This window comes from Pontibacter cellulosilyticus (genome assembly GCF_014306105.1).
Classification (GTDB): Bacteria; Bacteroidota; Bacteroidia; order Cytophagales; family Hymenobacteraceae; genus Pontibacter; species Pontibacter cellulosilyticus.
Genome location: NZ_JACRVF010000009.1, coordinates 1 through 26,414, shown reverse-complemented (window position 1 = coordinate 26,414; position 26,414 = coordinate 1). Strand labels below are relative to the sequence as shown.

Genomic DNA, 26,414 nt, shown 5'->3' with positions numbered 1-26,414 from the left:
TGTGGTCAAGGGTTCCTGAAATACCAGCAGTCCCCTAGAAACAGGCGCTATAGGCTCAACGCTTGATCATATGCAGTTTAATCAAACTTGGTCCGCTGTATACGCACGGCATTCAAGATAGCCAGAAAAGCTACGCCTACGTCCGCAAATACCGCTTCCCACATGGTAGCCAAGCCACCGGCCCCTAAGATCAATACAATGGCTTTTACGCCAAAAGCTAGGCCAATATTTTGCCACACGATCTGTTTGGTCTTCTTGCCAATCTTGATTGCAGTCGCAATTCTGGCAGGATGGTCTGTTTGAATCACTACATCAGCCGTTTCTATGGCTGCATCAGAGCCAAGACCACCCATGGCCATCCCAACATCAGCCAGGGTGATCACAGGTGCATCGTTAATACCATCTCCTACAAAGGCAACTGTTCTGCCTTCTGCTTTTAGTTTTTCTACATGGGCTACCTTATCCTGGGGCAATAGCCCTCCGTAGGCTTCATCCAACTGCAATTCTTTGGCTACCTTTTGCACAATGGAGTCTTTATCTCCTGAAAGCATCACTAGTTTCTTCACACCTAGCTCTCGCATTCGTTGCACGGCAAGTGGCGCATCTGCTTTCGTTTTGTCCGCAATGGTAATGTAACCCGCATACACACCGTCCACCGCGACCAATACAATCGTCTCCACAATCTCTTTTATGCTCGGATCATAACTTACCTCAAACTTATCCAGCAACCTTCCATTCCCAACCAGCAGCTCTTTGCCATCTACTGTGCCTTTCAAGCCATGGCCGGATATTTCTTCAACCTGGCTTACGGAATGTTGTTGATAGGTTTGGCCAGCTTCAGCCACAATAGCTTGGGCTATTGGATGTGTAGATTTACTCTCCAATGCGGCTACAGCCGATAAGAACCATGCCTTATCAGGTGATACCGACTCGATTTTCTGCACCTGGAAAACGCCTTCAGTGAGTGTTCCTGTTTTATCCATTACCACGGTGTCAACTTGTGTCATCAGGTCCAGGAAATTAGAACCTTTGAACAGCAAGCCGTTACGCGAAGCAGCCCCAATCCCACCGAAATAACCTAATGGTATAGAAATCACCAGCGCACACGGACAAGAAATAACTAAGAAGATCAGCGCCCGGTACAGCCACACGTTAAAGTCATAGCTTTCCATAACAAAGTAAGGAATAAACGTAAGGCCTATGGCCAGGAAAAAGACGATGGGTGTGTAGACCTTAGCAAACTTGGTAATGAACTGCTGGGTTTTGGCCTTGCGGCTACCCGCTTCTTCTACCAGTTTCAGGATCTTTGACAAGGCGCTGTTTTCATAGGCAGAAGTCACCTTTAGTTCGATCACCTGGTCCAGGTTGATCATCCCTGCCAGCACTACTTCGCCTTTAGCCTTCGTATCCGGTTTAGATTCCCCTGTCAGGGCAGCAGTATTAAACGAAGCGCGTTCAGTCAGTAACTCCCCATCCAGCGCTATTTTTTCACCGGCTTTCACCTGCACGACTTCGCCAATTTGTACTTCTTTCGCTTTTTTAATAACCACGCCATTTTCAGTAACCACGCCCACTTCATCCGGCCGGTTATCAATAAGTGCTTTGATAGAGCACCTGGAACGTAGTACGGCTGCTTCCTGGAAATGCTCACCAATCACATAGAATAACATCACGGCCACCCCTTCTGCATACTCTCCAATATAGAAGGCACCAAGCGTGGCCATGGTCATCAGGAAAAACTCGTTGAAGAAACTCGAACGCAAGCTTCTAATGGCATGCCACACCACCCGCCAGCCAACCAGCACATAGGCAATACCAAAAGTTATGAATCTGATATAACCGGTAAACCAAGGAGTATCCAGGTAGTCCAGTAGAATGCCGCCCAGCAGGAGAGCCAGGCTCAGTATGGTTGGCATATAGGAAGACTTGGCTTCTTCTTCCGCATGCGCATGGTCTACGGCCCCTTGCATCTTTGTTTTACCATCTGCCCCGCAACACTCTGCGCCTACATTGGGTCCAGGAGCTTCAGCGGTCCGGGGAGAAGTGATCTCCAGTGGTTTAAAATCTTCTTCTATGTTTTTAGTTGTTTCAGCGTTCTTATCCATAATTTTTGTGTTTATTGTTAATGGGCAGCATCTATAATTTGCTGCAAATCATCTGGAATTGGTAAGGGCTTTCGTAGTGGTACGTTTGCTCCACCTGTGTTGCCGAGCGGGATCATCCCAGCCCAGGATTTGTATCCATTTCCTTTGAGTTTAATGGCCATGTCCGCCTGCTTCTTCGGCATTTCGCATTTTAGCTAGTAGCGAGTGTGCTCCTTTGGTGACAAAGTTAGTGGCTGCCGTATCGATACCTGCCGGAAGGGCTATCTGTACAAAGCCACCTTCTTCAATGCCACGCTCTACAGGTACCATGCGAAATTGCTTCATCACATCTTCTCCTTCGGTTTCCTGACCAGTGTATAGAAAGATGTAACTGCTGTTGTTTTCCTGCACCACTGCTGCTTCCGGTAAAGCAAGCACCTGCTTGTCGTCTAGTGCTACCTGGGCCTGCACGTACATACCGGGTACCAGGTTTTTATCTTCATCCTCCATATGTGCATGTACCTGAACCGTTCGTTCGGGGCTAATCTCTTTACCGATCAGGTAGATCGTCGCCTGGTGGTTCACCACTGTTTCGCCAGGAAGTGAATAATGCACTTTCTGCCCTTTTTCCAATGAGGCTAAGTCTTTTTCAAATACTGTCAGCTCCACGTGCATGTGGTCAGTGTCCGCGATGCGGAAAAGCACATCGGTGGGCGCTACGTATTGTCCCACATCCGCATTCACAAAGGTAATGTAGCCTTCCAGCGGGGCTAAAAGGGGCAAAACACGTTTGATTTTACCACTTCGCAGCGAACCATTGCTAATGCCGATGATGGCTAAACGTTCCTGCAGCGCCTGTACCCGCGTCTGCATGCTTTTGTATTCGGCCACGGTTTGCTGGTAGGTTTTAGCTGCGGTGACTTGTTCTTCATGTAGCTCCTTTTGCCGCTTGTACTCCAGTTCCAGGTATTCGAGGCGACTTCTGGCTTCCAGGTAATCTTCCTGCAGGGTCACAAACTCCGGGTTTTCAATGGTAGCCAGCAATTCCCCTTTCTTCACGTAGCGGCCTTCCATTACTTCTGTTTTCCGGATAAACCCGCCAAGCGGCGCAGTTACGGAGGCCATGTTTTGTGGAGGGAGATCTAACTTGCCTGTTAAGGTGAGCATATTGCTCAGGTTCCGCATTTCAGGTTTGCCTAAGGTAATACCTGCTACCTGGTACTGCTCTGCGGTAAGTTCTGCTTTGTCAGCGCTTTCTTCTTCATGTGCTTCTGCCTCTTCCTGTGCCGGTTCAGCCGTATTACCACAGGAAGTAAAAATCAGAAAGCAGGTAAAATATGTGATATGGATGATCCTTTTCATGTCGGATGATTTCTCTTATAAATTTGTTATAGTTGATTTTCCAGGATGTACTGTAATTCGATGATAGCTTTATCGTAAGTATAAAGCGTCTCCAGGTAGTTGTTCCGGATGGTCAGCCCCCTGTTCAAGTTCAGAATATAATCCTGGTAGCTTATCTCTCCAGCACGGTAAGCTTTCGTGGCCTGGGTAATAATAAGCTGCGCCTGAGGCAAGGCAGTCTTTTCGTAATAAGCCAGGCTGCTCTGCAACTTTAAAGCTTGCTGTAGGGCCACTTGGGCATCTGCCTTTAACTCATTCCGAGTTTGTCTTAAGTTTAGCTCTGCCACCTCTGCCTGCAATTTAGCAGCCTGTATACGACGCTTCTGTGGCTTTACCCAAAGTGGGATAGCTACGCCAACCATGACTTCCTGTGGTGCTTCAAAGGCTTCTGCTCCATCGCTGGTATGTTGGCCCCCTAAGGTGCGGTTCGTGTACCCTAGCTGCAGGTCTGGGAGCAATTTTGCGCCTTCCACCTTCGTCTCTGCCTGCCGTACAGTTACTTGCTGTTTGGCCAGGCGTAGCCTAGGGTTTTGTTCTAATTGCTCTTCGGTTATAGTTGGTAAAGGTAGCCGGTTGAGCACCGTATCTGATGTTGCGACAAGGGTATCGGTTGCCAGCAGCGCCTGTAGTCTTTCCTGGAAAACGGCAACATCTGTTTCAGCCTGAAAAGCGTTGTTGCGCACCTCAGACAGCTGCGCCTCGGCGGTTACTTTCTCCAGCAGGTTGGTTTCTCCTGTACGTAGCCTGAGCTGTGCTGCTTTGGCAAACTGCACATACAAACTATCCTGGTAGGTAAGCAGGCGTAAGCGGGACAGGGCATACACCAGACCATAATAGTTGAGCCGCACATCACGAATAACTTCCCGCTCGCGTTGCGTTAAGTTAATGTTGCTGACCTCGGTCAGTTCATTGGCCAGCTTGGCTTGCCTGCTATACAACGTAGGCAGTGAGAAGGACTGCGAGATGGAAACTTCGTTATCATAGGTACCAGAAGCCAGTTTACCGGTTGAAAACTGTACTTGCGTTTTGTTTATGTCCCAGGAAGCTCCTTGTAGCGCTTGACTTCTCTTCGCTTCTACCCTTGCTGCGCCTACTGCCGGGTTTTGTTTGAGTGCGCGTGCCTCTGCTTCTCGTAAGGTATACTGTTTCACAGGTCCTTGTGCATGTGCAGCTGGTGTCGCGCCTACCGTAAGGCCGAAGGTGGCAAGAATCAGGAATAGAGCGAGAGAAGAAGTAGAGAAATTACTACCGCCCGATCTTCTTTGCTTGCGTTGCAGGTAATAGTTTTCCAGCAGGATATAGAGTACGGGTAACACCACCAGCGTTAGCAACGTGGATGTTATAAGCCCACCGATCACCACGGTCGCCAATGGTTTCTGTACTTCAGCTCCAGCAGTATTCGATAGCGCCATAGGCAGAAAGCCTAAGGAAGCCACGGTTGCTGTCATTAACACTGGTCGCAACCGGATTGCAGTACCATTCAACACTACCTCCCGTAAACTTATGCCTGGATACTCTTTGCGCTGCCTGTTAAATTCTGCGATCAAGACGATGCCATTCAACACGGCTACACCAAACAACGCGATAAACCCGACTCCGGCAGAAATGCTGAACGGCATCCCGCGCAGCCATAAGGCTAATACACCACCGATAGCAGACAACGGAATAGCGGTAAAGATCAGTAGTGAATGTCGCACAGAGCGGAACGTCAGGAAAAGCAGCAGAAATATCAGGGCCAGGGCGGCTGGAACAGCAACCGAAAGCCGCTGGTTGGCTTGCTCCAGGTTCTCAAACTGGCCGCCATAGGTAACAAAGTATCCCACAGGCAGCAGCACGGCGCGGTCAATCTTTTCCTGTACTTCCTCCACCACGCTGGCAATATCACGGCCCCGGACATTAAAGCCTACGATGATCCGCCGTTGGGCATCTTCGCGCTGGATCTGGTTTGGCCCTTGCTGGTATTGTATGTTAGCTACCTGCGTAAGCGGCACTTGCATTCCGGTTGAAGTCGTAATGTAAAGCGCTCGCACATCGTCGATGTCCTGCCGTTCGTCCTGCAGAAGGCGCACTACCAGATCAAAGCGTCGGTCCCCTTCATACACCATTCCAGCGCTTTGACCGGCAAATGCAGCATTGATCGTCTGGTTGACTGTTTCCACGTCCAGCCCGAACTTGGCGATCTGGTCACGGTTGATGTCGACGACAATCTGGGGAAGCCCCGACACCTGCTCAACATACAGATCTTCTGCTCCTTCGACGGAAGCCACCACACGGCCAACTTCCTGCGAGAGCCGGGTTAATTCGGCCATGTCTTCTCCAAAGATCTTGATGCCTACATCCTGCCGCACCCCAGAAATTAACTCGTTGGACCGCAGTTGTATGGGTTGGGATACACCAAAGGTAACACCCGGAATAACTTCCAGGGCTTCGGTCATTTTACTGGCTAATTCTTCCCTGGTCTTTGCGCTGGTCCATTCATCTTTGTCCTTCAGCAGTATGGTTACGTCAGCCGCCTCCATCGGCATCGGGTCTGTGGGGATTTCTGCCGCACCGATCTTGCTGATGACTTCTTTTACTTCCGGAAACTGCTCTTTCAGAATACGGGATGCCAGCGATACTTTTTCAATCGTTTCTGACAAGGAGCTGCCGGTCAGTAACCTGGTCTCCAGTGCAAAATCGCCTTCTTCCAACGTTGGGATAAATTCGCTGCCCATGCGCGAGAAGATAACCAAGGCTAGGGCAAACAACCCCACCGCTAGCAGTAATACCAATGCTTTAAACTTAAGCGCTCCCCGAATGACCGGATTATACATCCGCTGGAAAAAGTCCATCATCTTATCTGAGATGTTGCGCTTATGTGCTGTGTTTTTGCTGAGTACCAAGGCAGACATCATTGGTATATAGGTCAGCGAAAGTATAAACGCACCGAGAATAGCAAACGACACGGTCAGGGCCATCGGGCGGAACATCTTGCCTTCAATGCCCACCAGCACAAGGATGGGTAAATAAACGATTAGAATGATGATTTCCCCAAAGGCAGCGGAGGTGCGGATCTTACGGGCGGATTCGTATACTTCCTCATCCATCTGGGCCTGGTTCAGCTTCTGCCCACCTCTTAAACCCAGATGGTGCATGGTAGCTTCTACAATGATCACGGCTCCGTCTACGATGATCCCAAAGTCAATAGCTCCCAGGCTCATCAGGTTACCTGTTACTCCAAACAGGTTCATCATAATAATGGCAAAGAGCATTGAAAGCGGGATGACAGAGGCCACGACTAGCCCTGCGCGGAAGTTACCCAGGAAGAGTACCAGCACAAAGATCACGATCAGCGCCCCTTCGATCAGGTTTCGTTCTACCGTGCCAATCGCACGGCCTATCAGCTCACTTCGATCCAGAAAGGCTTCTACTGCTATCCCTTCCGGCAGTGACTTGGTGATCTGGGCCATCTTTTGCTTCACACGTTCAACTACCTGGTTGGTATTCTCGCCTTTGAGCAGCATTACAATACCACCCACAGCTTCGCCTTTTGCGTCCGTTAAAGCGCCATACCGGTTAGCCGTACCAAACTGCACCTGCGCTATATCCGAGATCAGAACGGGCGTGCCATCGGATGTATTTTGAACGACTACTTTACCTACTTCTTCCAGACTCTCGATCAGGCCTTCGCTGCGGACAAAGTATGCATTCGGTTTCTTGTCAACATAGGCTCCACCAGTGTTACCGTTGTTGCGTTCGAGTGCTTCCAGCACATCCGATATACTCAGGTTGTGCGCTTTTAGCCGGTCAGGGTCTACTGCGATTTCATATTGTTTTAGGTAGCCGCCAAAGCTGTTTACTTCTGCCACTCCAGGCGTGCCGAGCAACTGCCGCCGCACAATCCAGTCCTGAATGGTACGCAGCTCGACGGGGCTGTATTGTTTTTCATAGCCAGGCTTGGCATGTACTACATACTGATAAATCTCCCCAAGACCTGTTGAAATAGGAGACATTTCGGGACTGCCTACACCCGGGGGAATGTTTTCGGCAGCTTCTACCAAGCGTTCTGCTACCTGTTGCCTGGCCCAGTACACATCTACCCGTTCTTTGAAGACAATAGTTACTACAGAGAGGCCAAAGCGGGAAATAGAGCGTACTTCTTCGATGTTTGGAATCGTAGACATCGTTTGCTCTACCGGGAAGCTGATCAACCGTTCTACTTCTTGGGCTGCCAGCGAAGGGCTGGTGGTAATAACCTGAACCTGGTTATTAGTGATGTCAGGTACGGCATCAATAGGCAGCTGCGTGAGGGAATAGCTGCCCCATACAACAAGCACCAGCGTAAAAAGGCCGATAATTAGCTTGTTATAGATAGAAAAATGAATGATTCTGTCTAGCACTTGTGTGTTGATTAAACTTAAACAACCACATACAATACCTGTATGCGCACGCCTTCCAAGTTGCATATAGATGCAACAAAGCGTGTTTTCTTACTCTAAGAAGAAATCGGTTAAGCTTTAGGCGGGTGCCAGAAGGGTATGACCGGAGCCACAGGGCCACGGACTACATAGGTTGGGTGATATGTGCTTTGCGGAAGCACTAGCGGTTGTGTTACTTTTTGAAATTGAATTGCTAAGGTAATGCCTCCGCAGCAGTTGCATTCACATAAAGGGGAACATAAGTCCGCTTCCTGATCAGCGTCTGAGTGGCTTATATCAGCTTTTAATTCTGTATCAGTACCTTGGGCATAAACAGTCCCGCTGTCCGTGCAAGGCAGGCAGGCCAGTAGAAAAATAATTATCCCCCAAATGATGATCGGGTACTTCATTACTGCAAAGGTATAAAACAATTTTTATAGGTGTACTCTATTTAACGTGCTGCTGTTACTTTAACCTGTGATATGGTGCTTTATAAATTATTCGGCACAGGGCTAGATAAAGCAACTTTCGAACGTTATAGTTTAAGATAAGAATGATTAAGGAATTGATAACCTGTTGCCGTTGGCTATAAGTTGTATTTATAACCTTATTGCATTGGCTTAGATTTTAAATAAACCTAAAAATTATTTCCCATTGGCGCTCCTCTCCTATTACTGCTTTTAGACAGCAAAACGTTAAGCTAATCATCCTAAGTAGTTGTTGAATTTTGATTTGAGTATTTAGGTGTAGGGCCAGCTGAGGCACAGCAGCTGCAGTCTTCTCACTTTGGTAATCCAGCAAATAAGTCATCTGGCTTTACGTGTACTTAGTTTTGTTGGTGAATTAAACTCATTATCCTTAAATACTCTGTATAACAAGGGTTATAGAGAGATCAGCCTATAACAGGTGTTATGATAAGTGAAATCATGAAGTAAGCTAATTGTTGAACTTTCAAGGCAAAGTGCTATTTATAAAGCAGGATTTATTTACCTAACGGTATCAAATAAAACATATGTTTTATTTGATACCTGTAAACATTATAGATCAATGATTTTAGGAATATCAGAATAATTACATTTGAAAATCTAAAAAAGATACATTTTTACTAAATATTACCATTATTTAGTAAAAATGGGGTAAAATCAACTATATGTGTACAAAATCCCACCCTTTATATAGAAGGCATTTTGGATATATGTACAGGTTTTATTTGATACCCCACAGGCCTTTTTCCATTATTCACTGTAAATTGCAATTGTTTGATTATCAAGACTTTAACCACACGTCATAAAATCAAAAGTTTCTCTAACATGACATCATTAATGTACAAAATCCCACTATTCTAAATGGTTGAGACATCAAATGACTAAGTCTATAGATGTATATATGTACAGAATCCCACAAAAGGCGATCTCTTTATTTTTTGGAAAGCATCAAAATAACGTCCTTAAGGGCTTTTTTTAAATGTTTTTAACCTTATAAAGAATAAAAAATCTATTTTTTTTATTCTTTATTCTTTTACTTATTAATTATTAAGAATGGCATATATGCTTAATTACAAGGCTGTTGCGAGTTAATACATGTACAGATTCCCACTTTTACATGTACAGATTCCCACTTTTACATGTACACTTTCCCACTTTTACATGTACACTTTCCCACTTTTGTATGTACACTTTCCCACTTTTACATGTACAGATTCCCATTGTGTGTACAAAATCCCACCAAATAGATATTTAGTGGTTTAAAATCTTTGAAATTATATGTACAAGAAGAATATTTTATACATATATTTAAGAAAAGATATGAAAACTCATGAGCGAATTATTAAATACACATGTTAAGCAGCCGAACAAGATAGTTACGCAACATAACAATTTAATTAATAGTCATTTTGACATTCCAACTGTTCAGCTACGAGCATTTATTTATGCATTAAGCCATATTCATAAGGATGATAAAGAACTCACTCATGTAAAAATACCTATTGCTGCTCTTTATACATCTAAAGGCGGTAAGAACTTTAAACAAGTAGCTAAGTTAGCGTCTGATTTACAGGAGATAAAATTCAAAATTGAGAGTTTGGATGCTGATAAGAATAGAACTTTTGCCAGCATGGTTATATTCCCGACTGTTACTTACACTCAAGATAGTAAATACATTGTAACTAAAATTAACAATGACCTTGCTCCTTACTTGCTTGATTTAAAGGGGAATTATACCCAAGCAGAACTTGAACAGCTTCTGGGCCTTAAAACAATTCAAGCTTATAGGATCTACATGCTAATAAAGCAAGGTCAATTTAAAGAAAAGCCTACTACTATTGCTTATAGAGAGCTTCGCTTGATGTTAGGTCTTGATATAGAATTGAATGATGAGGAAGCTAGAAAACAAGGCTTACCTGAGGGAGAGAATGTACAAGTTATAAAGTATCCTCTTTTTGCTGAATTTAAGCGTAGGATTTTAGATGCTGCCAAAGAAGATCTAAAGGATACAGACATGGCTTTTGATTACAAGATTAACAAAAGAGGTCGGAATGCAGATTCTATTACTTTTTCATTAATTAAAACTATTAGAATACATTCACCTGAATCTGGGAGGTCAAGTAAGTTAGAATCTACTTTAACTCAACAAGAGCTTTTCTTCTCCCCTATTACTAACCCAGCAATAGATAAAGTGACAAGAAATGCAATTCGTATTATGAAGGAGAAATACTCTTTCTCAGACGAGTTGATTGATAGATATATTCGGCTCTTAGATCCAGTTGTTATTACAAAAGCTAACAATTGGTTTTCAACAAATAAAGGGACCTTGAGCTTTACTTCTGAAAGTGAATGGTTTTCTAAACATCTAGAAAATAAAATAGAAAAGAATAAGCGTTAGTTATAAAGTATCATGCAGTGTTTTATTCATTGTTAATAATTTAACAACTGTTTGCAAGGGCTTGATTTTTAATAAAGTGTGTAATGTTAATATTGTTAATAACCTTAATAATTTAGCCGTAGTTAAAATGTATTTTTGGCAGTAGATATAATGGGGGGTGTTGTTCCTCTACTTCCTTCTAACCACTATTTATGAATAGTAGTATTACCCATCATAGTTCTAGTATTAGATACTGCTATACTTAACAAATATGATAAACTAGTTGGCAAATTTGGCCCATGGAGGATCTTGAGTAAATATCAAGATCCTCCATGGGCCAAATGCATGATATGGTTATACAGTAAATATTAATCTACTCTACTTTGCTTAATATCATCTATACATGAACAGGCTTATTAATAGTTAATAAAATTAATAAATTAACAATTTTGAATAATTTGCTAATATTAAATAATGTTAATATAATTACGTTATTATTTAAATTATTAACTTTTAATACTTCATGAATGTCATGGCAAAAGTTCTTTCTATAGTAAACGCAAAAGGTGGAGTAGCCAAAACTACAAGTACACAGAGTATAGGATTTGCATTAAAGGAGATGGGTAAGAAAGTTCTTTTAGTAGATCTGGATGCACAAGCTAACCTAACAACGTCAGTTGGAATATCGCCCAAGGAAGATCTAAACATATCTGATGCTCTTCTTGATAACTGTAAAATTACAGACGTAATCAAATGCGTAAATGGAGTAGACATCGCTTATTCAGGACATTCTCTTATTTCTAGAGAAAATGCCGTAGCACATTCAGTAGCTGGTGCAGCAAAACTTAGGTCAATTTTGAAAAAGGTTAAAGAAAAATATGATTTTGTAATCATTGATTGCCCACCTTCTTTGGGTATCTATACAGTAAATGCTTTAATAGCTTCAGATAAGGTTTACATACCTATGGTTGCTGAGCCTTTTGCCTGGAATGGATTAGATAAGATGCTTGAAACAATTGATATAATAGTCGAAGAGGAACTAAATCCTAAATTAGAGCTTGGAGGTTTGTTCTTTACGAACCACTCTAAAAATGCACAAACTATACTAGGGAAAACAATCGTACGGGAAGCACAGCAACAGTTAGGAGATAAGGTGATGAAGACTGCTATACGAACAAATGTAGCTCTGCATGAATGTTTAGTCATGAACCAAGATGTATTCTCTTATGCTCCAGACTCTAATGGGGCAAAAGATTATAAAGAATTAACTGAAGAAATTATTAATAGTTAATACTTTATTTAACATTAACAACTTATTACTTTTATTAACTAAATAGAGTTTAGTCAAGAATCATGGCAAATAAAGAGACGAAGAGATTTGATAATGTTTTAGGGAAGCTACATGGATCAAAGCCTTCTGAGACAACTATAGATACATCAAAAGAAGAAAAAACTATAACTATTCCATCGAAAAAAAAGAAGGAATCAAATAGGAAACGAATTACTTTTTTTGTTGATGAAGTATTGGAAGATTATATTGACAAAGGTACATTGCATGAAATGTATAGAAGCAAATCAGACTTTGTTGAATATATCTTAAAGGAATACTTTAAGGGGAAACCATATTTAAAAAAATAGATGATTTTAGAAAGCCTCACAACCTATAGTAGGAAAGAGGTGCTAAAGGCATTCAAGCACCTGCGGTACGTTCGTGATAACAACACATATTTTCTTTATCTCATCTTTGAAGGAAGTGACTGCATGTATGTAGGAGAGACAAGTAACATCTTCTGGCGCATGGCCAAGCATAGAGCTAAATGCACTGATACTTCTCTGATCTATCTTCAGGAATACAAGAGCAAAGAAGAGGTGCTACGTTTGGAAAAGCATTTCATCCGGATGCTCAAACCAAAGTTCAACAACCGCTATTGCCTGGAAGGGCAATTGGAACTCTTCGCTGCGTAAGGGTAGGGGAGAGGCCGTATCTATAGCTTTGTGAGGCGTTACTGAAAAGATAGCGCCTCTTTTGTTTTCTCTCTATTTCGAACCAGGCAGCGGACCTAGTCTGTTTTAATTCTGGCTTATAAGTAGGGTTATGTAAATTAGATAGCCTGTGACTTGTGCACATTTAACAGAGCAGGTGTTAAGACAGCTTTTATAAATGCCTTAGGGTCCCGGCAGATTCGCAGACACTTCTATGATGCCGCGAAAGTGAAATTTTTAAGTGTCAGCACCTCTATAATCACGGCAGAAAGAGAGAATTTGTAGTATATATTTTTCCCCTATAGTAACCTTACCCTGAGCATTTTTGTAAAACAGGTAGGAATGTTTTATCCTGATTTTCAATTTTGACTGTTTAGCCAATCTAGTGATACCTGCTATTAAATATAACTAGTAAGCAGTATTGGGCTTACCCATACTTAACTGCTGCTCCTTCCTCCCAGCACCCTTTCTGTTTAAAGTGATATTAGCACTTCCTTTATTTGATAAGAGAGAGAATAAATTAAATTTAAACTCCACAGAAATGACAGATAGCAATAGTAAAATGGGGAAACAGGGTGGTGGCATGGGCATGCGCGGTGTAACCCGGCCAATGGCTGAAAAAAACATGCGCGACCACGACCAGAAAATGCACGAAGGCAATGACAGCGACAAAGACCATGATATGAAGATGGACCCTGAGATGCGCGAGAAGATGCTGCACATGCACCACATGCAAACACTCTGGATCTATTGGATGATTGTCATACTTGGCCTGTGGGTACTTGTATCGCCTTTTACCTTTGACTACGGTATTGGTACGGTGCAGCCATCAGGAGGCCGGAGCGTATGGCTTACCTTAGAGCAGCGCATTGCTTTTATGAAGTGGAGTGACATCATCAGTGGCGCTTTGCTTATTTTCTTCGGTTGGCGCGGCCTTACACCAAATCGCCCTGTCAGCCTCTGGATCTGCTGTTTTGTGGGTATCTGGCTAACTATGGCGCCCATCCTATTCTGGTCACCTTCAGCTGTGGCTTACCTGAACGATACGCTGGTCGGGGCACTGATTATTGCCCTTACCATTCTGATACCGGGAATGCCTAACATGATCATGTACATGAAGATGGGGCCGAAGGTGCCGCCGGGCTGGAGCTATAACCCCAGCTCCTGGCCGCAACGCTGGATCATGATGGTGCTGGGCTTTCTGGGCTGGATCGTGTCGCGTTACCTGGCTGCTTTCCAACTGGGCTATATTGATTCGGTGTGGGACCCCTTTTTCGGAAATCAGAGCCAACAGGTACTTAACTCTAATATGTCGCACTCGCTGCCAATATCGGATGCAGGGCTGGGAGCCATTGCTTATACGTTCGAGTTTTTGATGGGGTGGATGGGCAGCCCTGCTCGCTGGCGCACCATGCCCTGGATGGTTGCCGTTTTCGGGATTCTGGTAATTCCTTTAGGCCTGGTGCATATCCTGTTGGTAATCTCACAACCGGTGATGGTGGGTGCCTGGTGCACGTTCTGCCTGCTGGCTGCTGCCATTATGCTGCCTATGATTCCGCTGGAAGTTGACGAAGTGATAGCCATGGGGCAGTTCATGAAAAAAAAAGTAAACCAGGGAGAAAGTTTCTGGAAAGTGTTCTGGAAAGGCGGCACCGTAGAAGGAGGCGAAAAAGAAGAGCATGCACCGGAGCTGATGAAGTTTCCGCAGGAACCGGGCAAAGTATATGCGGCATCTATCTGGGGTATGAGCTTTCCATGGACCTTAAGCCTGGCAACTATAGTTGGTGTAGCTATGGTTTTTGCGCCGGGTGTTTTTGAAGTACCCATTAAAGATACCGTAGCAGACGTGTTTCACCTGGCCGGTTCGTTGGTTGTGGTAGTATCTGTTATCTGTATGGGAGAGCCTTTGCGCATTGGCCGTTATCTGAATGTATTGCTTGGCCTAGCAGTGGCGGTGGCGCCATGGTTTTTTGGCGGACCAACAGAGCTGCACATTACAGGCGTAGTATTAGGTTTAGCCGTAGCCGCACTGGCCTTCCCGCTGGGTCCTGTTAAACAACGCTTTGCTGGCTGGGATGCGTACATCAGGTAAGCAAATGCAGCAGCAGGATGTAATTTCGGATGAAGCGCTGAGAGCGCAGGTGCGGGACCTGTTACATCGTAACATGATCAGTGGCACGCGCGATGGCTTTACCTATCATTTTACCAAACCGTCGCCGGATACATATCCGTTTCAGTTTTTCTGGGATACCTGTTTTCATGTATTTACGCTAACGGCTCTTGGCGAAGTAGATATGGCCAAAAAGCACATGCGCAGCCTGTTCCAGATGCAGCAACCCGACGGATTTGTAGGCCACATGAGTTACTGGAAACGCCTGTGGCCGGGCCGTGTTACCGACCTGCTGCAGTTACGCCCAAAAGAAGTGCTGCAGCTGTACAAACCGCACATGTCGGCGCTGGTGCAGCCGCCCCTTGCTGCGCAGGCCGTGATACGCATTTATGAAGCGGATAAAGACCTGGCTTTCGTAAAGGAGATGCTGCCAAAGCTGAAGCAGTTATTTCGATGGCTATCTAAGAATCGTGATTTTGAAGGGGAAGGGCTGCTATCCATTATCTCGCCCTTTGAGTCTGGGATGGACTGGAAAGCCAGCTATGACCCGGTGCTGGGCTACGACAGGGGCAAGGCAGGACCGCTGCTGTTCTGGAAAGTGCTGCAGGTAGATACCTTTAACTTTCTGAAGAACTATAACCTGCCTGCCATTTACAAAGGAAATAAGTTTATAGTTAAAGATGTGGGGTTCAACACAATTTATGCGCAGAACCTGCGGGCCATGTCGGCACTGTGCAAGCTTGCCGGTGATGCTACTGCCGCGCGCTTTGATGATCAAGCAGCGCGAACCGAGCAGAGCATTATGCACTATATGTTTGATAAAAAGGACGCTGCTTTTTACGACTTGTACGGCCACCATTTTCAAAAGCTGAAAGTACGGACAGGTACCATCTTTTTTCCGGTTGTGCTTAAAAATGTACCCAAAGGCATATGCCAATGTGTGCTGGAGCGCCATTTGCTAAGCAGAGACGGGTTTAATGTAGATTTCCCCATTCCTTCGCTAGCCGTGGATGAGCCGGCTTTTAATCCGCATGAGTCGCTCTACATCTGGCGTGGCCCCACCTGGGTTGTGTTTAACTGGTTTATGCAGGAGCACCTGTTAGAGAAAAACTATACAGAAGAAGCCGCAATGCTATTACAAAGTGTAAAGCAGCTCATACGCAGAAGTGGTTTTAGAGAGTACTACCATCCCTTGACAGGAGCAGGCTATGGAGCAGAAGACTTTACATGGTCGGGGCTGGTTGTGGACATGATCAAAAGGCAAAATGAATGTGAAAGAGGATCGTGCAGTTAGGATTGGTGCTTCGCTCCTCCTGCTCAACTTGCTCTAGGGTACACGTCCTGCCAGGTCCACCCGTCCATCTCCAACAAGGCCGTCAGAAGTTTGCGCCGCTCGTGCAGTTGCTGGGTAAAGATCTCTCTTAGCTCTTTGGAATTCTTCAAGGAAATTCCCTTAGCCTCAAGATTTTCGAGATCAGGCACAGGGGCGGTCTCATTTGGCGAAGGGTTTTTCAGGTAACTACCCTTGACCATGTCCAGGTAGGCATCCAGGGCTGTTTGCAGCATATCTAGTTTCAATTCATCCAAATCTATTTCTTCCTTCAAACCACGCCTCAATATAGTCTGGGTCTCATCCAACAGCACAAAGGCACGTGCGATGGCTAGCTTGGGCTGACTGTTGTGGAAGTAATGGATAACGGGATAAGAGTGGTGGTTCAGAGTGTGCTGCATCAGCATCTGGCACAAATCTGAGGTCGTGTCAAAAAAAGATGAGAAGTTCCTCCCGTCCCAGCCTTTTGTAAGGATTTGCTGAGGCGTCTTGCCCATTCCGCTGATGTACAGGCTCAGCTTGCTCTGCAGCCCCACGGCAGAGAGCACCGGCACAAAATACGTGATGGAAGCTGTGATGAACACCAGACCCGAGAAGGCGCCGATGCTGGTGGCAATGCGCCATACGTTGCTGGAAGCAACATAGTCGCCCACCCCCAGCGTGGAGAGCGTGAAGCCGGCATAGTATAGTTTTTCCAGGGGGCTGGCCACCGACTGATCGCTGCTCTTGATGATTGATTCTGCATCAGAAAGTAGCACCAGGAAGAGTCCGGCCCACAGCCCAACCACCCAGGTCATCAGAGCAGTGACCAAGACAGCTGGACCGGCATAGGGAAGAAGCTTTGACCTTCCGTTTTTACCAGCCAAAGTGAAGAAGGATTTCCACACGCTCTTGGAAACGGCGTCCGTGATCTTGCCGCCGCCGTTGGAGGAGAAGGTGGTTTTGACGATGTCCATGGCCGTTAGCAAGTAAACAAGCAGGCCCAGCACCAGGAAGAGTGTGTTCATAAAGCGGAGTGTTACGTTTCACTGATACGCTAAACGTATCCAAATAAATCAGGTTAAAACACCCAGACTTGTGTCATCTTTGAGCCAATTCGTTTTACTCTAAAACAAATTGATTACGCACTGGTGTAGAGCAACGAAGGCCAAAAATATGTAACACTTATATATAAATCTGTAAAACATACTTTCCATGTACCGGGTAAAAAGATAGACAAAACATATGTTAAACAAACAAACCATTACTATGAACAAAGACTTAATAAGAATACTCGCCGAATGCGCAGCTGCCTGTAACCACTGCGCTGTTGCCTGTTTACAGGAAGATAATGTTAAAATGATGGAGCGATGTATTCGCCTGGACATGGATTGCGCCGCTATTTGTAAAATGGCGCAGGAATATGTGGCCAGAGACTCCACAATGGCTAAAGAAGTGCTCGACTTGTGCGCCAGAGTGTGCCGTGAGTGTGGAGACGAATGTGCTAAGCACGAGCATGACCACTGCCAGGCTTGTGCAGAGGCTTGCCGTAGATGCGAGCAGGCTTGCCAGCAGGCGTAAACTTTACAGACGGTTCTATTTACAAGATATTTATAAGACTCCAAATCCTGACAGACTGTGTGTTTGTCAGGATTTGTTCTGTCTGGGCATGGTTCTCCAAAAGCTAAATTGAGTATCTTTGAGCACGATTGGAAGCTCGTAAACGCCACTTCACTTTACTAAACCCTTAACTTATTCAAATGCTTTCTTACAAATCAGTAACATTTATCGTACTCGTTCTATCAGGTACTTTGTCTTACTGCTCTCAGCCAAGCCAGGAGCAAGAGATACCTGCTACAAATGAACAGCATCAGGCACACAACAATGCCAAGGAAGATGGAGCGTTGATCGTAAAGGCGCAATCGGAGCCAGATACACTAAAAGGGAGCTTAAAGGCCGAAGCACATGGGCAGATCGGGAATGCTCACCTGATGCTCAACTATCACTCGCCTGCAGTTCGAGGAAGAATGATCTGGGGAGGACTTGTGGCTTATGACCAGGTTTGGGTAACTGGTGCTCACTCTGCCACCAGCCTGACAACTGACAAGGCTATCACTGTAGGAGGGAAGCCATTGCCTGCAGGAAAGTATGCGTTCTTTACCATACCGGGCAAGGACGAATGGACAATTATTGTAAACAAGAACTGGGAGCAGCACCTGGCAGACGATTATACGGAGACAGATGATGTACTGCGCATAAAAGTAAAACCAGAAGAAACAAACCAGCACCAAGAGCGCCTGCGTTACGAGATCGTTTCAGGGCAGGGAAGCGAAGGTGCCATCGTCATAACCTGGGATAAACTGAAGGTAACAGTACCTGTAGCTGCAGTTGGCAGGTAAGATTTAGGTGCTTATATCACACAGGAATACTACTTTAGAGCAAAGTTACACTAGCTTGTTAAAATCGAGACTTTCTAACTGCTTGAAAGCTCAGCTTGCTACTAATGTTTACTTAGGCATCATTACTGTCGGGAAGATACGAAGGTACACCTGCGCACTTACAGGTAAGGAGCCGTAATAAGGGTGCAACTCACTTGCCCCCCTAAATACGCTTAACTGGGCACCAAGGGAAGTATTCACCGAACCAAACTCAAACAGTTGCCTGTTGGCGCCTACTGTTAGGGCGTTGATACCGAAAATAGCGTCATGTTCGAAAAAGTCATGCTCAAAGCCTAACTCCTCTGCTGATTTCTGCAGCCACTCATACCGTCCGTAAACAGCAAACTTATCGCTTTGCAGCGTAGATTCCAGCAAAACAGAATGCTCTTTGTGGTCCTGGTCTACATAGTTATAGCCCCAGTTAAGAGTGGTAGTCAGAAAGCGGTTATTGCCCGAAAGTTCCTTGCCATAAAGCACTGAGGCAGTGGAGCGGTAAACGTCTTCATCAGGCTCATTAGACTCAGGACTTTTTACATAAGCAGTGGAGGCCTGTAAACTCCATTGTGAAGTTGGGTTATACGTAAGCCGCACCGCTCGTGAATCGAAGCGTGGCTTGTCAAAGTCATAGCGTTCCTCGTCTGGCTCACGACCGGTAAAGGAAGATCCTTCCAGTTTAAAGTTGCGGTATCTGAAACCGAGTGTAGCTACTCCGAAGGTGATGTGGGTAGCATCCTGCCAGTGGTGTCCTAATGGAGAGTCCGGGTTGTTGAGGGCAGATGGCCGGTGCATAAAAGCCACATTGCTCAGGGCGGGCTCCCCCGGGTAGCCCAGGTACAGGAACACGTCTGCGTCTTCAGAAAACATGTGCGTGTACCCAACAGAGAGCTCACTGAACAAGTCGTGCGGGTGCTGGCGGTCAATGAGCGGTGAGCCTTGATAGGTTTCACCTGTCTGGAAAAGCAGGGGATAGCCACTGCCACCTACCGTGAGCGGATCGAGCGAGACCATGGCACTAAAACGGAACAGGCCCCTTTCACCGACAAACCGCTGACCCATCAACATCAACCAGTTGGGTGCATCAAACTGGCCGTCGCCCCGGTTGCCCTGTTCAAACACATCCTGCTTGTTGTAGCGCAGAAACAGGTTGTAGTGGAGCATGAACATCCAGTCTCCCTGGTGGTACATGTTGCCGTACATAGGCGACTCATCTGGCAGCCACCCCGTGCCGGAAGCGTTGCGGCTCATGGGCAGGTTACGTGAGAAGGCATGGGACATAGGCATCTGCATATTTCCGTGCTGCATGCCATCTTGCATCTGGTGCTGGTTATGTTTTGTAGTATCCTGCTTTTGTTGATGCTGTTCGTGTTGGCCTAAGGCAGGCGTTATACCAGCAAGGAATAACACAAGCATGTATAATGGTACTGTAGTTTTCATAGTTATGTGTTAATTGTTAAAATCTATTTTTGCCATCCTTTCGGATACCATACCTTCGTCTACTTTATCTGCCTGCGCAGAAGCTGGGCATTGATGGCGACTATTACAGTGCTCAAACTCATCAATGCCGCACCTATGGCTGGAGAAACCATAATTCCTTGCTGGTAGAGCACACCGGCCGCCAGTGGCAGGGCCACCACGTTGTAACCCGTGGCCCAGATCAGGTTCTGAATCATTTTCCGATAAGTAGCCTTGCCAAACATGATGAGCGAGGCAATGTCCTGCGGGTTGCTGTTCACCAGGATGATGTCGGCTGTTTCGGCGGCTACATCTGTGCCAGAGCCCACAGCGATGCCTACGTCTGCCTGTGCCAGAGCAGGGGCATCATTCACGCCGTCGCCTGTCATGGCTACGAACTCTCCCTGTGCCTGCAGTTCTTTTATCTTCTCCTGTTTCTGGTGCGGCAGCACGTTGGCCAGGTAGCCATCCATGCCTAGTTTATCGCTCACACTTTTGGCTACGCGCTCGTTATCGCCGGTCAATAGCAGATTTTTGATGCCGTTCTCCTTCAATACTTTTATAGCGCCTGCAGACTCCGGACGAATCTGGTCGCGCATGGAAATATAACCAACCACCTGCTGGTCTACCATCACATAAACTACCGTTTCTACACCTTCTTCAGCCTTGCTTTCCGGTACTTGAATGGCATATTCTTTCATATAGTTTGGACCTACCACTTTAACATCTCTGCCTTCTACAGTGCCTTCGAGGCCTTTGCCAGGCAAATAGTTAAAGTTGTCTGATGCAGGAACGGTAATGCCATCCGCTTTTACTTTGCGCAGAATACCCTGCGAGATGTAGTGCTCAGAGTTCTGTTCCACACCCGAAGCCAGGCGCAATAACTCCTGCTCAGGGTAGCGCTGGTCGAAGGAAACAACCTGCGCCACTTCATGAGAGCCCTGTGTCAGGGTGCCTGTCTTATCAAAGATGATGGTGGTGATGAGGCGGGAATTCTCAAAAGCAGTACGGTTGCGTATCAGAAGCCCGTTGTTGGCAGAAACCGCTGTGGAGATGGCTACTACCAACGGAATGGCCAGACCCAGTGCATGCGGGCAGGAGATCACCATCACCGTTACCATCCGCTCTAGGGCAAAGTCCAGCTCAGCGCCTACCAACAGCCATACTGCAAAGGTGCCAAAGCCTGCTACCAGCGCCACGTAGGTAAGCCATTTGGCAGCTTTATCGGCCAGGCGCTGTGTGTCCGATTTTGTTTTTTGTGCTTCCTGCACCAGGTTGATCACCTTGTTCAGGTAACTGTCTTTGCCAGTGCTAACCACACGTACCTGCAGCGAGCCGTTTCCGTTAATGGATCCTCCGATCACATTGTCTTCTTTTCTTTTCTGTACCGGTTTGCTCTCACCCGTCAGCATGCTCTCATTCAGGTAGCTTTCGCCATTTTCTACCTCCCCATCAGCAGGAACTTTCTCGCCGGGCTTAATCAGGATTAAGTCCCCTTTTTTCAAGTCTTCAATCGGCACACGGACTGTTTCTCCGTTCCGGATCAGCATGGCCTCAGCAGGCATCATGCTTACGAGCAACTCCAAGGCTTTAGAAGCACCCAGTACAGATTTCATTTCGATCCAGTGCCCGAGCAGCATGATCACAATCAGGGTGGCCAGCTCCCAAAAGAAATCCATACCTGACAGCCCAAATACAATGGCTGTACTATAAAGATAAGCGACAGTGATGGCCACGCCGATCAAAGTCATCATACCTGGTGCGGCTTTTTTAATTTCTTCTACAAGGCCAGTAAGGAAAGGCCAGCCACCATAAAAATAGATGATAGAAGAGAGTATAAAAGCGATGTACATGCTGTAGGGTATCTCCAACGAAAAACCTAGGATGTGCTGCACCATCGGGCTCAGGATGATCACAGGTATAGATAGCATCAGCGACACCCAGAACCGCTTTCTGAAGTCATCAATCATCATGCGGTGGTGATCGTGGCCATGCTCGCCATGGGGAGGATGGCCGGTCGTGTCTTTATGCATGGCATGTTCGTGGCCATGCAGGGTCTTCTCTTCTAACCGTTCAGTTAGCTGTTCTTTCTGATCCTTTGCTGTTTGATGTGCCCCTTTGTGGTGGTGTGCGTGGTCCATATGCTGTTCTCTTTACATATCATGATTCAGAAAGGCTACCATATGTTTTCTTCCTTTACACTTTTACGGATGTTGTTCCGTTTGACAAGGTTAGCTCAACAAGTGCTGGTGCTGCCATAGATCTAGTCTGTGTTGTGCATAGAAAGATTCGACAGTGAAAGCCAAACACAGCATCTGTATTTTACAATAGGCCTAGGAAGAACCTGAACGGCACCTACGCCCTTAAACAAATATTACCTCCTGAATCGTGGCTTAACTTAATTTACCTGATAAACCTTGCTAGCTCTACAGCACGGGAAACAAATAGGTTTTATAAATTCATTGAATAAAATTACAGATATGTGACCATCAGGAAGGCCCAAGCAGGTTGTCAATGGAATTACGCTGGGGATTGTTGTTCTTTTTATATTGCAGGAGTGTAAATCCAGTGACTTCTTTGAACTGGCTGGAAAGGTGCTGCAGGCTTTTATAGCCAAGACGCGTGGCAATCTCCGCCTTTGATAATTCATCATAGGAGAGAAGTTCTTTGGCACGCTCTACCTTTTGTAGCACGACAAACCTGCTTAAAGCAACTCCCTCTGAGGCTTTAAAAGCAGTACTGATCGTAGAATAATCCTTGCCAAGCGCATAAGCCAAGTAGGTTGAAACATTGGTGGCTAGCGTAGCTATTTTTTCTGATCGGATCAGATCTATCACGGCAATCTTTATACTTTCTACCAAGTCTTCTTGCTTGTCCAAGATCAGCTCAAATCCCTGACTTACCAAGGCTGCTTCTATAGCGGAAATATCTAGGTCTTGTGATGCTTCCACTGTTGCGGAACCGAGCACCACTTCCAGCACACGCAGGCCTAGCTTTTCCAGCTCATGCTGTACGGCTGTAATGCAACGGGGGCATACCATATTCTTTATGCGAAGCACCTGTTGGTGCGAACTTTCTTCGTGCATCGTTAGTAAATGATGCCTGCGCTTCCTAGAGAAGTAAATAGACCTGGAAGTGCAGAAGTGAATGATACAGTAACTGGCCAGCCGCCTAGTAACTCCCATAAAAGGGGTAGACTCAGGCGCACGTAGCCGCCTGCCTCATTGACATTAGCGCATGGCTATCGCCTGAAGCAGGTGCAAGACTGGATGTTCATTCAAATCGTAAGAGAGTGCAGAAAGATCCTGATGTCTGGAATCTTTGGGACAGGATCGTCCGGAGGGGCGGGGGACACTTCAAAAGCAAAACGGCTCAGCGCACCCCCAAGAATAGTTTGGTAAAAAACATTGGAGCAGACGACAGGGACTTTATCAAGCAAAAGAAGGTCCGCGGCCGCAGATGCCTTAACGAACGGAGCATATGCTTTCTTTTCGCAGCAGTCAACATCTTCGGAGCCTGAGTGAGAATGATCTGAGGGTGCATGAGCGTGCTCCTCTGCATGCTTGTGAGCAGAAGCCTGCGTATCAGGCGCAGCACTGTGGTGGTGCCCTTGTGCAGCAAACGTAGGCGACAAGCGTTCTACCAGATGCGGCAGGTTGCACGCTAACTGGATAAGGAATAGGTTTAGGAAAACTGCAATCAGCAGCAGCCCCGGAATACCTCTACGCTTTACGTTTTTTTTGCTGCTCATTAGCCTAAAGCACTAGCTAGGATGGATTTATGTAAAGATAGAAAAATGTTAAATATGGAAATAGCTGTTTGTGCCTAGCTATAGCACACAAGATCTAGCGCCTTGGGTCTAACGGTGATACGTACCAATGTGTTTCTATTAAGGTTGCGTCCTGTGTAACGTTAATCTGCAAGTTAAGATTTACCTCAAGAGATGCTATATATGCAACAGGATACACAAAAAGTTAGACTAGATTAGGTACTGCTCGGATCGCTACATTAAATAAAAGAAGGTAGTGTAAGTTTTAAAGCGGAAAGAATTGCTAAACTATTGCTGTGAAGCAACCCTATAGGCTGTCATAGATGAAGCTCCCCATTTTATAAACAATAAATATATAAACATGCTTTCTAAATATATAAAACTAGTCCTTTTAAGACTAGGTAAACATAAACTAAACCTAACTGTAAACCATAAGCTATGAACAAAGACTTAATAAGAACACTTGCCGAATGTGCTGCAGCCTGTAACTTCTGTGCCGTTTCCTGTTTACAAGAAGATGATGTGAAAATGATGGAGCGCTGCATACGGCTTGATCTAGATTGTGCGGCCATTTGTAAGATGGCAGCCGAATATGTTTCCCGCGACTCTACGTTAGCAAGAGAAGTGCTAGATGTATGTGCTAGGGTATGCCGGGAATGTGGCGAAGAGTGTGCTAAACATTCGCATATGGAACATTGCAGGATGTGTGCTGAGGCATGCCGACGTTGCGAACAAGCCTGCCAGCAAGGATAATCATGTAAAATAGCAAACACCCTGATTATTCGAGTAGAATGGTCAGGGTATTATGCTTTGTAGTATTCTGCTAATCTTCTAATACTGGATTCAGATCCCATAGATGAGAAAGCCCAGCTAATGATAACGTCAGCTGGGCTTTCTCATCTATGGGTCTAAAGGTTACCGTGATTGATGCACAGCCAAGCAGTCATCTATCAGTCGGGTTTAGCTATGATGCAATTATTTTGTATTTCTTGAGGAACTGTGCAAGCTCATTATCTGCCATGTTCCATTATTCTTCCTTAAGGCGGAAGTGGCCACGCCTTTCTTTTTAATCGCACTTCCGTCCTTAGCTAGTACAATCGTGTAGGTGTAGGTCTCTGTGGCAAAGGCGTAAGGGCCATCTACTTGTACCTCAACTTTGTAGTCACTGTAGCTAAAAGATTTAAATGCCTTGAGTTCAGGTGCCAGGTGGTGATCAAGGTAATTGGCATAGGTGCCTTCCTCGCCACCTGACTCAAACACTTTAGAATCGGGAGCAAAAAGGTGCAGCGTTTTAGAGGCGTCCAAAGCCTCTACAGCCGCTTTATAGTTGCTCAGTACTAATTTTACCTGCTGTATATCACGTTCGACTGTAGGTTGTGCGTACAGCTGTTGCAGGGATAGCAGGCAGACAGCAAATAGGATAGCTAAAAATTTTTTCATGGATTAATTTAGGGTAAAGGCTAAGCAAGATGATTTTATAAGCATAAGCGCGTCATAAGAAATTGATTTTTAAAATGAAGCGCGCTCAGCGGAGGTCCTTCTTCGGGAGTGAACTTAATGTTGATGTTCTTCCAGGAATTTTCCTTGAGGTCCTACCCCTTCAATGTGCACGAGTTGCGCTCCGTAATGACCGGCCATGGAAACAGCATATGCCGAACCCGTTAAGATAAGCGCCGCCATAGCCACACTCCAGCGCTTGCCCTTGAATAAGAACTGACTAAGCAATTGTACGACAACGCCTACAGCACCCAGATACACGGTCCACTCAGCATATAGGTCGTGCTGGTCAAGCACGAGCTGGGCATGGTCGGATAGCCCGGACGTATGCGGGTGGTTGTAATTAGCAGCCAGGTACGCGGTGCCAAACCCAATGAGTGTGGCTACCGTGGCCACCCAATTAAGCTCCTTTCGAAGAAAAACAATATTGGCCAGCAGCACTGCTGCTGCCACCATGAGCAACATGATCGGAAAGTGAACAATTAGCGGATGGGTGTTCGGGAAATCGCTGAGCGAAGCATGCACTGAGCTTGGGTTTTGCTCATGGGCCTGTGTGTGGACACTGGCAGCAGGTATTGGCTGCTGTGCTACTACAGTATCACTGGCCGGGTGCGAGGCATGGGCTGTGTCAACGGTTACAACTTTTGCTTCCTCCGCTTTTTTCTTATCGTGCTTCTCGCCTCCGTGCGCCAGGGCAGGAGTGGCGGCAAGTAAGTAAAAAGCCACTACGCCGATAAAGGGTTTCAGAATATAATGTTTGCGTGTCATGGGTGAAAAAAGATAGATTAGTTTAATTAATTAGAAGATTATTGATTGGTGATAATTCCATTCGGCATGCGGCCAATGGCAAGTTCTTTGATCCTGACATAGGTTGTTGCATCCAGAACTGTCACGGTATGGGCACCCTGGTTGGTAATATAAGCCAGGCTTTTGTCTGCACTGAAGGCAATAGCATGTGCATCAGCACCGGTTGGTACTGCTGCTTTTTTCAGCCAGCCAGTAGCTCCCCGTTGATAGATCACTACTTCACCATCAGTGGCATTGCTTACCCAGAGTTCCTTCGTGTTGTCCTGGTAGGCAACATACCCTGGCTTAAAGCCTAAGGCAAGTGT

Annotated in this window: 22 protein-coding genes; 9 read left to right on the top strand and 13 right to left on the bottom strand. The window is 45.8% G+C overall.

The window, feature by feature from the left end; genetic code table 11:
- Positions 1-77: 77 nt before the first annotated feature.
- From H8S84_RS19750 to H8S84_RS20395, 5 genes are all read right to left on the bottom strand, one after another.
- Positions 78-2,105: a heavy metal translocating P-type ATPase gene (locus H8S84_RS19750; RefSeq protein WP_187069143.1), complete on the bottom strand. Its 2,028-nt coding sequence runs from the start codon at positions 2,103-2,105 to the stop codon at positions 78-80.
- Between the two features lie 17 nt (positions 2,106-2,122).
- Positions 2,123-2,266, bottom strand: a complete 144-nt coding sequence (locus tag H8S84_RS20175; RefSeq protein ID WP_262890251.1) for a DUF3703 domain-containing protein — start codon at positions 2,264-2,266, stop codon at positions 2,123-2,125.
- On the bottom strand, positions 2,256-3,446 hold the full coding sequence (locus H8S84_RS19740; protein ID WP_187069141.1) for an efflux RND transporter periplasmic adaptor subunit: 1,191 nt from the start codon (positions 3,444-3,446) through the stop codon (positions 2,256-2,258). The genes H8S84_RS20175 and H8S84_RS19740 overlap by 11 nt, the downstream gene beginning before the upstream one ends.
- Positions 3,447-3,472: 26 nt before the next feature.
- Entirely contained in the window at positions 3,473-7,864 is a 4,392-nt protein-coding gene (locus H8S84_RS19735; RefSeq protein WP_187069140.1) for a CusA/CzcA family heavy metal efflux RND transporter, read from the bottom strand.
- A gap of 110 nt (positions 7,865-7,974) precedes the next feature.
- Complete coding sequence (locus tag H8S84_RS20395) at positions 7,975-8,292, bottom strand: DUF6660 family protein (protein WP_394368009.1); 318 nt, start codon at positions 8,290-8,292, stop codon at positions 7,975-7,977.
- A 1,405-nt stretch (positions 8,293-9,697) separates the two neighbouring features.
- Here H8S84_RS20395 and H8S84_RS19730 point away from each other — a divergent pair.
- From H8S84_RS19730 to H8S84_RS19705, 6 genes are all read left to right on the top strand, one after another.
- Positions 9,698-10,765 (top strand): replication initiation protein, encoded by a 1,068-nt coding sequence (locus H8S84_RS19730; protein ID WP_187069139.1) that lies wholly within the window; start codon positions 9,698-9,700, stop codon positions 10,763-10,765.
- 511 nt (positions 10,766-11,276) lie between these two features.
- Complete coding sequence (locus tag H8S84_RS19725) at positions 11,277-12,035, top strand: ParA family protein (protein WP_187069138.1); 759 nt, start codon at positions 11,277-11,279, stop codon at positions 12,033-12,035.
- A gap of 62 nt (positions 12,036-12,097) precedes the next feature.
- Complete coding sequence (locus H8S84_RS19720) at positions 12,098-12,382, top strand: hypothetical protein (protein ID WP_187069137.1); 285 nt, start codon at positions 12,098-12,100, stop codon at positions 12,380-12,382.
- Positions 12,383-12,709 (top strand): GIY-YIG nuclease family protein, encoded by a 327-nt coding sequence (locus tag H8S84_RS19715; protein WP_187069136.1) that lies wholly within the window; start codon positions 12,383-12,385, stop codon positions 12,707-12,709. It abuts the gene before it with no gap.
- Positions 12,710-13,268: 559 nt separating this feature from the next.
- Positions 13,269-14,819, top strand: coding sequence for a vitamin K epoxide reductase family protein (locus H8S84_RS19710; protein WP_187069135.1), 1,551 nt, complete (start codon positions 13,269-13,271; stop codon positions 14,817-14,819).
- A complete protein-coding gene (locus H8S84_RS19705) occupies positions 14,803-16,131 on the top strand; it encodes an amylo-alpha-1,6-glucosidase (RefSeq protein WP_230407274.1) in 1,329 nt (442 codons plus the stop codon). Before H8S84_RS19710 ends, H8S84_RS19705 begins: the two co-directional genes overlap by 17 nt.
- Before the next feature lie 23 nt (positions 16,132-16,154).
- Here H8S84_RS19705 and H8S84_RS19700 read toward each other — a convergent pair whose 3' ends face one another.
- Positions 16,155-16,955 carry a potassium channel family protein gene (locus H8S84_RS19700; RefSeq protein ID WP_317175460.1) on the bottom strand — a complete coding sequence of 267 codons (801 nt, stop codon included), beginning with the start codon at positions 16,953-16,955 and terminating at the stop codon, positions 16,155-16,157.
- Positions 16,956-17,415: 460 nt separating this feature from the next.
- Between H8S84_RS19700 and H8S84_RS19695 the strand changes: the two genes are divergently transcribed.
- On the top strand, positions 17,416-17,727 hold the full coding sequence (locus H8S84_RS19695; RefSeq protein ID WP_187069133.1) for a four-helix bundle copper-binding protein: 312 nt from the start codon (positions 17,416-17,418) through the stop codon (positions 17,725-17,727).
- 179 nt (positions 17,728-17,906) lie between these two features.
- Positions 17,907-18,545, top strand: a complete 639-nt coding sequence (locus tag H8S84_RS19690; protein WP_187069132.1) for a DUF2911 domain-containing protein — start codon at positions 17,907-17,909, stop codon at positions 18,543-18,545.
- 108 nt (positions 18,546-18,653) lie between these two features.
- On the opposite strand, the gene H8S84_RS19685 is transcribed toward H8S84_RS19690, so the two are convergent.
- From H8S84_RS19685 to H8S84_RS19670, 4 genes are all read right to left on the bottom strand, one after another.
- On the bottom strand, positions 18,654-20,018 hold the full coding sequence (locus H8S84_RS19685) for a TonB-dependent receptor (protein ID WP_187069131.1): 1,365 nt from the start codon (positions 20,016-20,018) through the stop codon (positions 18,654-18,656).
- 59 nt (positions 20,019-20,077) lie between these two features.
- The gene (locus tag H8S84_RS19680; RefSeq protein WP_187069130.1) at positions 20,078-22,177 is read right to left on the bottom strand and encodes a copper-translocating P-type ATPase; all 2,100 of its coding nucleotides are present in this window, start codon (positions 22,175-22,177) and stop codon (positions 20,078-20,080) included.
- A 348-nt stretch (positions 22,178-22,525) separates the two neighbouring features.
- On the bottom strand, positions 22,526-23,122 hold the full coding sequence (locus H8S84_RS19675) for a helix-turn-helix domain-containing protein (RefSeq protein ID WP_187069129.1): 597 nt from the start codon (positions 23,120-23,122) through the stop codon (positions 22,526-22,528).
- A gap of 191 nt (positions 23,123-23,313) precedes the next feature.
- Complete coding sequence (locus H8S84_RS19670; RefSeq protein ID WP_187069128.1) at positions 23,314-23,787, bottom strand: DUF2946 family protein; 474 nt, start codon at positions 23,785-23,787, stop codon at positions 23,314-23,316.
- Positions 23,788-24,243: 456 nt separating this feature from the next.
- Here H8S84_RS19670 and H8S84_RS20030 point away from each other — a divergent pair, with 456 nt between their 5' ends.
- Positions 24,244-24,558, top strand: coding sequence for a four-helix bundle copper-binding protein (locus H8S84_RS20030; RefSeq protein WP_222621719.1), 315 nt, complete (start codon positions 24,244-24,246; stop codon positions 24,556-24,558).
- A 222-nt stretch (positions 24,559-24,780) separates the two neighbouring features.
- Here the strand turns inward: H8S84_RS20030 and H8S84_RS19665 are convergent, their stop codons facing one another.
- The 3 genes from H8S84_RS19665 to H8S84_RS19655 all read right to left on the bottom strand — a co-directional run.
- On the bottom strand, positions 24,781-25,245 hold the full coding sequence (locus tag H8S84_RS19665) for a YybH family protein (protein ID WP_187069127.1): 465 nt from the start codon (positions 25,243-25,245) through the stop codon (positions 24,781-24,783).
- Between the two features lie 114 nt (positions 25,246-25,359).
- Positions 25,360-26,070 carry a hypothetical protein gene (locus H8S84_RS19660; RefSeq protein WP_187069125.1) on the bottom strand — a complete coding sequence of 237 codons (711 nt, stop codon included), beginning with the start codon at positions 26,068-26,070 and terminating at the stop codon, positions 25,360-25,362.
- 38 nt (positions 26,071-26,108) lie between these two features.
- Positions 26,109-26,414 (bottom strand): YncE family protein (locus H8S84_RS19655; RefSeq protein ID WP_394368008.1); only part of this gene is annotated, 306 nt, incomplete at its 5' end.

Bases quoted from the DNA above. Each gene is read 5' to 3' on its own strand.
- H8S84_RS19685 (WP_187069131.1), bottom strand. From the start codon at position 20,018: ATGAAAACTACAGTACCATTATACATGCTTGTGTTATTCCTTGCTGGT.
- H8S84_RS19730 (WP_187069139.1), top strand. From the start codon at position 9,698: ATGAGCGAATTATTAAATACACATGTTAAGCAGCCGAACAAGATAGTT.
- H8S84_RS19705 (WP_230407274.1), top strand. From the start codon at position 14,803: ATGCGTACATCAGGTAAGCAAATGCAGCAGCAGGATGTAATTTCGGAT.
- H8S84_RS19690 (WP_187069132.1), top strand. From the start codon at position 17,907: ATGCTTTCTTACAAATCAGTAACATTTATCGTACTCGTTCTATCAGGT.
- H8S84_RS19720 (WP_187069137.1), top strand. From the start codon at position 12,098: ATGGCAAATAAAGAGACGAAGAGATTTGATAATGTTTTAGGGAAGCTA.
- H8S84_RS19665 (WP_187069127.1), bottom strand. From the start codon at position 25,245: ATGAAAAAATTTTTAGCTATCCTATTTGCTGTCTGCCTGCTATCCCTG.
- H8S84_RS19740 (WP_187069141.1), bottom strand. From the start codon at position 3,446: ATGAAAAGGATCATCCATATCACATATTTTACCTGCTTTCTGATTTTT.
- H8S84_RS20395 (WP_394368009.1), bottom strand. From the start codon at position 8,292: ATGAAGTACCCGATCATCATTTGGGGGATAATTATTTTTCTACTGGCC.
- H8S84_RS20175 (WP_262890251.1), bottom strand. From the start codon at position 2,266: ATGGCCATTAAACTCAAAGGAAATGGATACAAATCCTGGGCTGGGATG.
- H8S84_RS19710 (WP_187069135.1), top strand. From the start codon at position 13,269: ATGACAGATAGCAATAGTAAAATGGGGAAACAGGGTGGTGGCATGGGC.
- H8S84_RS19660 (WP_187069125.1), bottom strand. From the start codon at position 26,070: ATGACACGCAAACATTATATTCTGAAACCCTTTATCGGCGTAGTGGCT.
- H8S84_RS19725 (WP_187069138.1), top strand. From the start codon at position 11,277: ATGGCAAAAGTTCTTTCTATAGTAAACGCAAAAGGTGGAGTAGCCAAA.
- H8S84_RS19670 (WP_187069128.1), bottom strand. From the start codon at position 23,787: ATGAGCAGCAAAAAAAACGTAAAGCGTAGAGGTATTCCGGGGCTGCTG.
- H8S84_RS19695 (WP_187069133.1), top strand. From the start codon at position 17,416: ATGAACAAAGACTTAATAAGAATACTCGCCGAATGCGCAGCTGCCTGT.
- H8S84_RS19750 (WP_187069143.1), bottom strand. From the start codon at position 2,105: ATGGATAAGAACGCTGAAACAACTAAAAACATAGAAGAAGATTTTAAA.
- H8S84_RS20030 (WP_222621719.1), top strand. From the start codon at position 24,244: ATGAACAAAGACTTAATAAGAACACTTGCCGAATGTGCTGCAGCCTGT.
- H8S84_RS19675 (WP_187069129.1), bottom strand. From the start codon at position 23,122: ATGCACGAAGAAAGTTCGCACCAACAGGTGCTTCGCATAAAGAATATG.
- H8S84_RS19715 (WP_187069136.1), top strand. From the start codon at position 12,383: ATGATTTTAGAAAGCCTCACAACCTATAGTAGGAAAGAGGTGCTAAAG.
- H8S84_RS19680 (WP_187069130.1), bottom strand. From the start codon at position 22,177: ATGGACCACGCACACCACCACAAAGGGGCACATCAAACAGCAAAGGAT.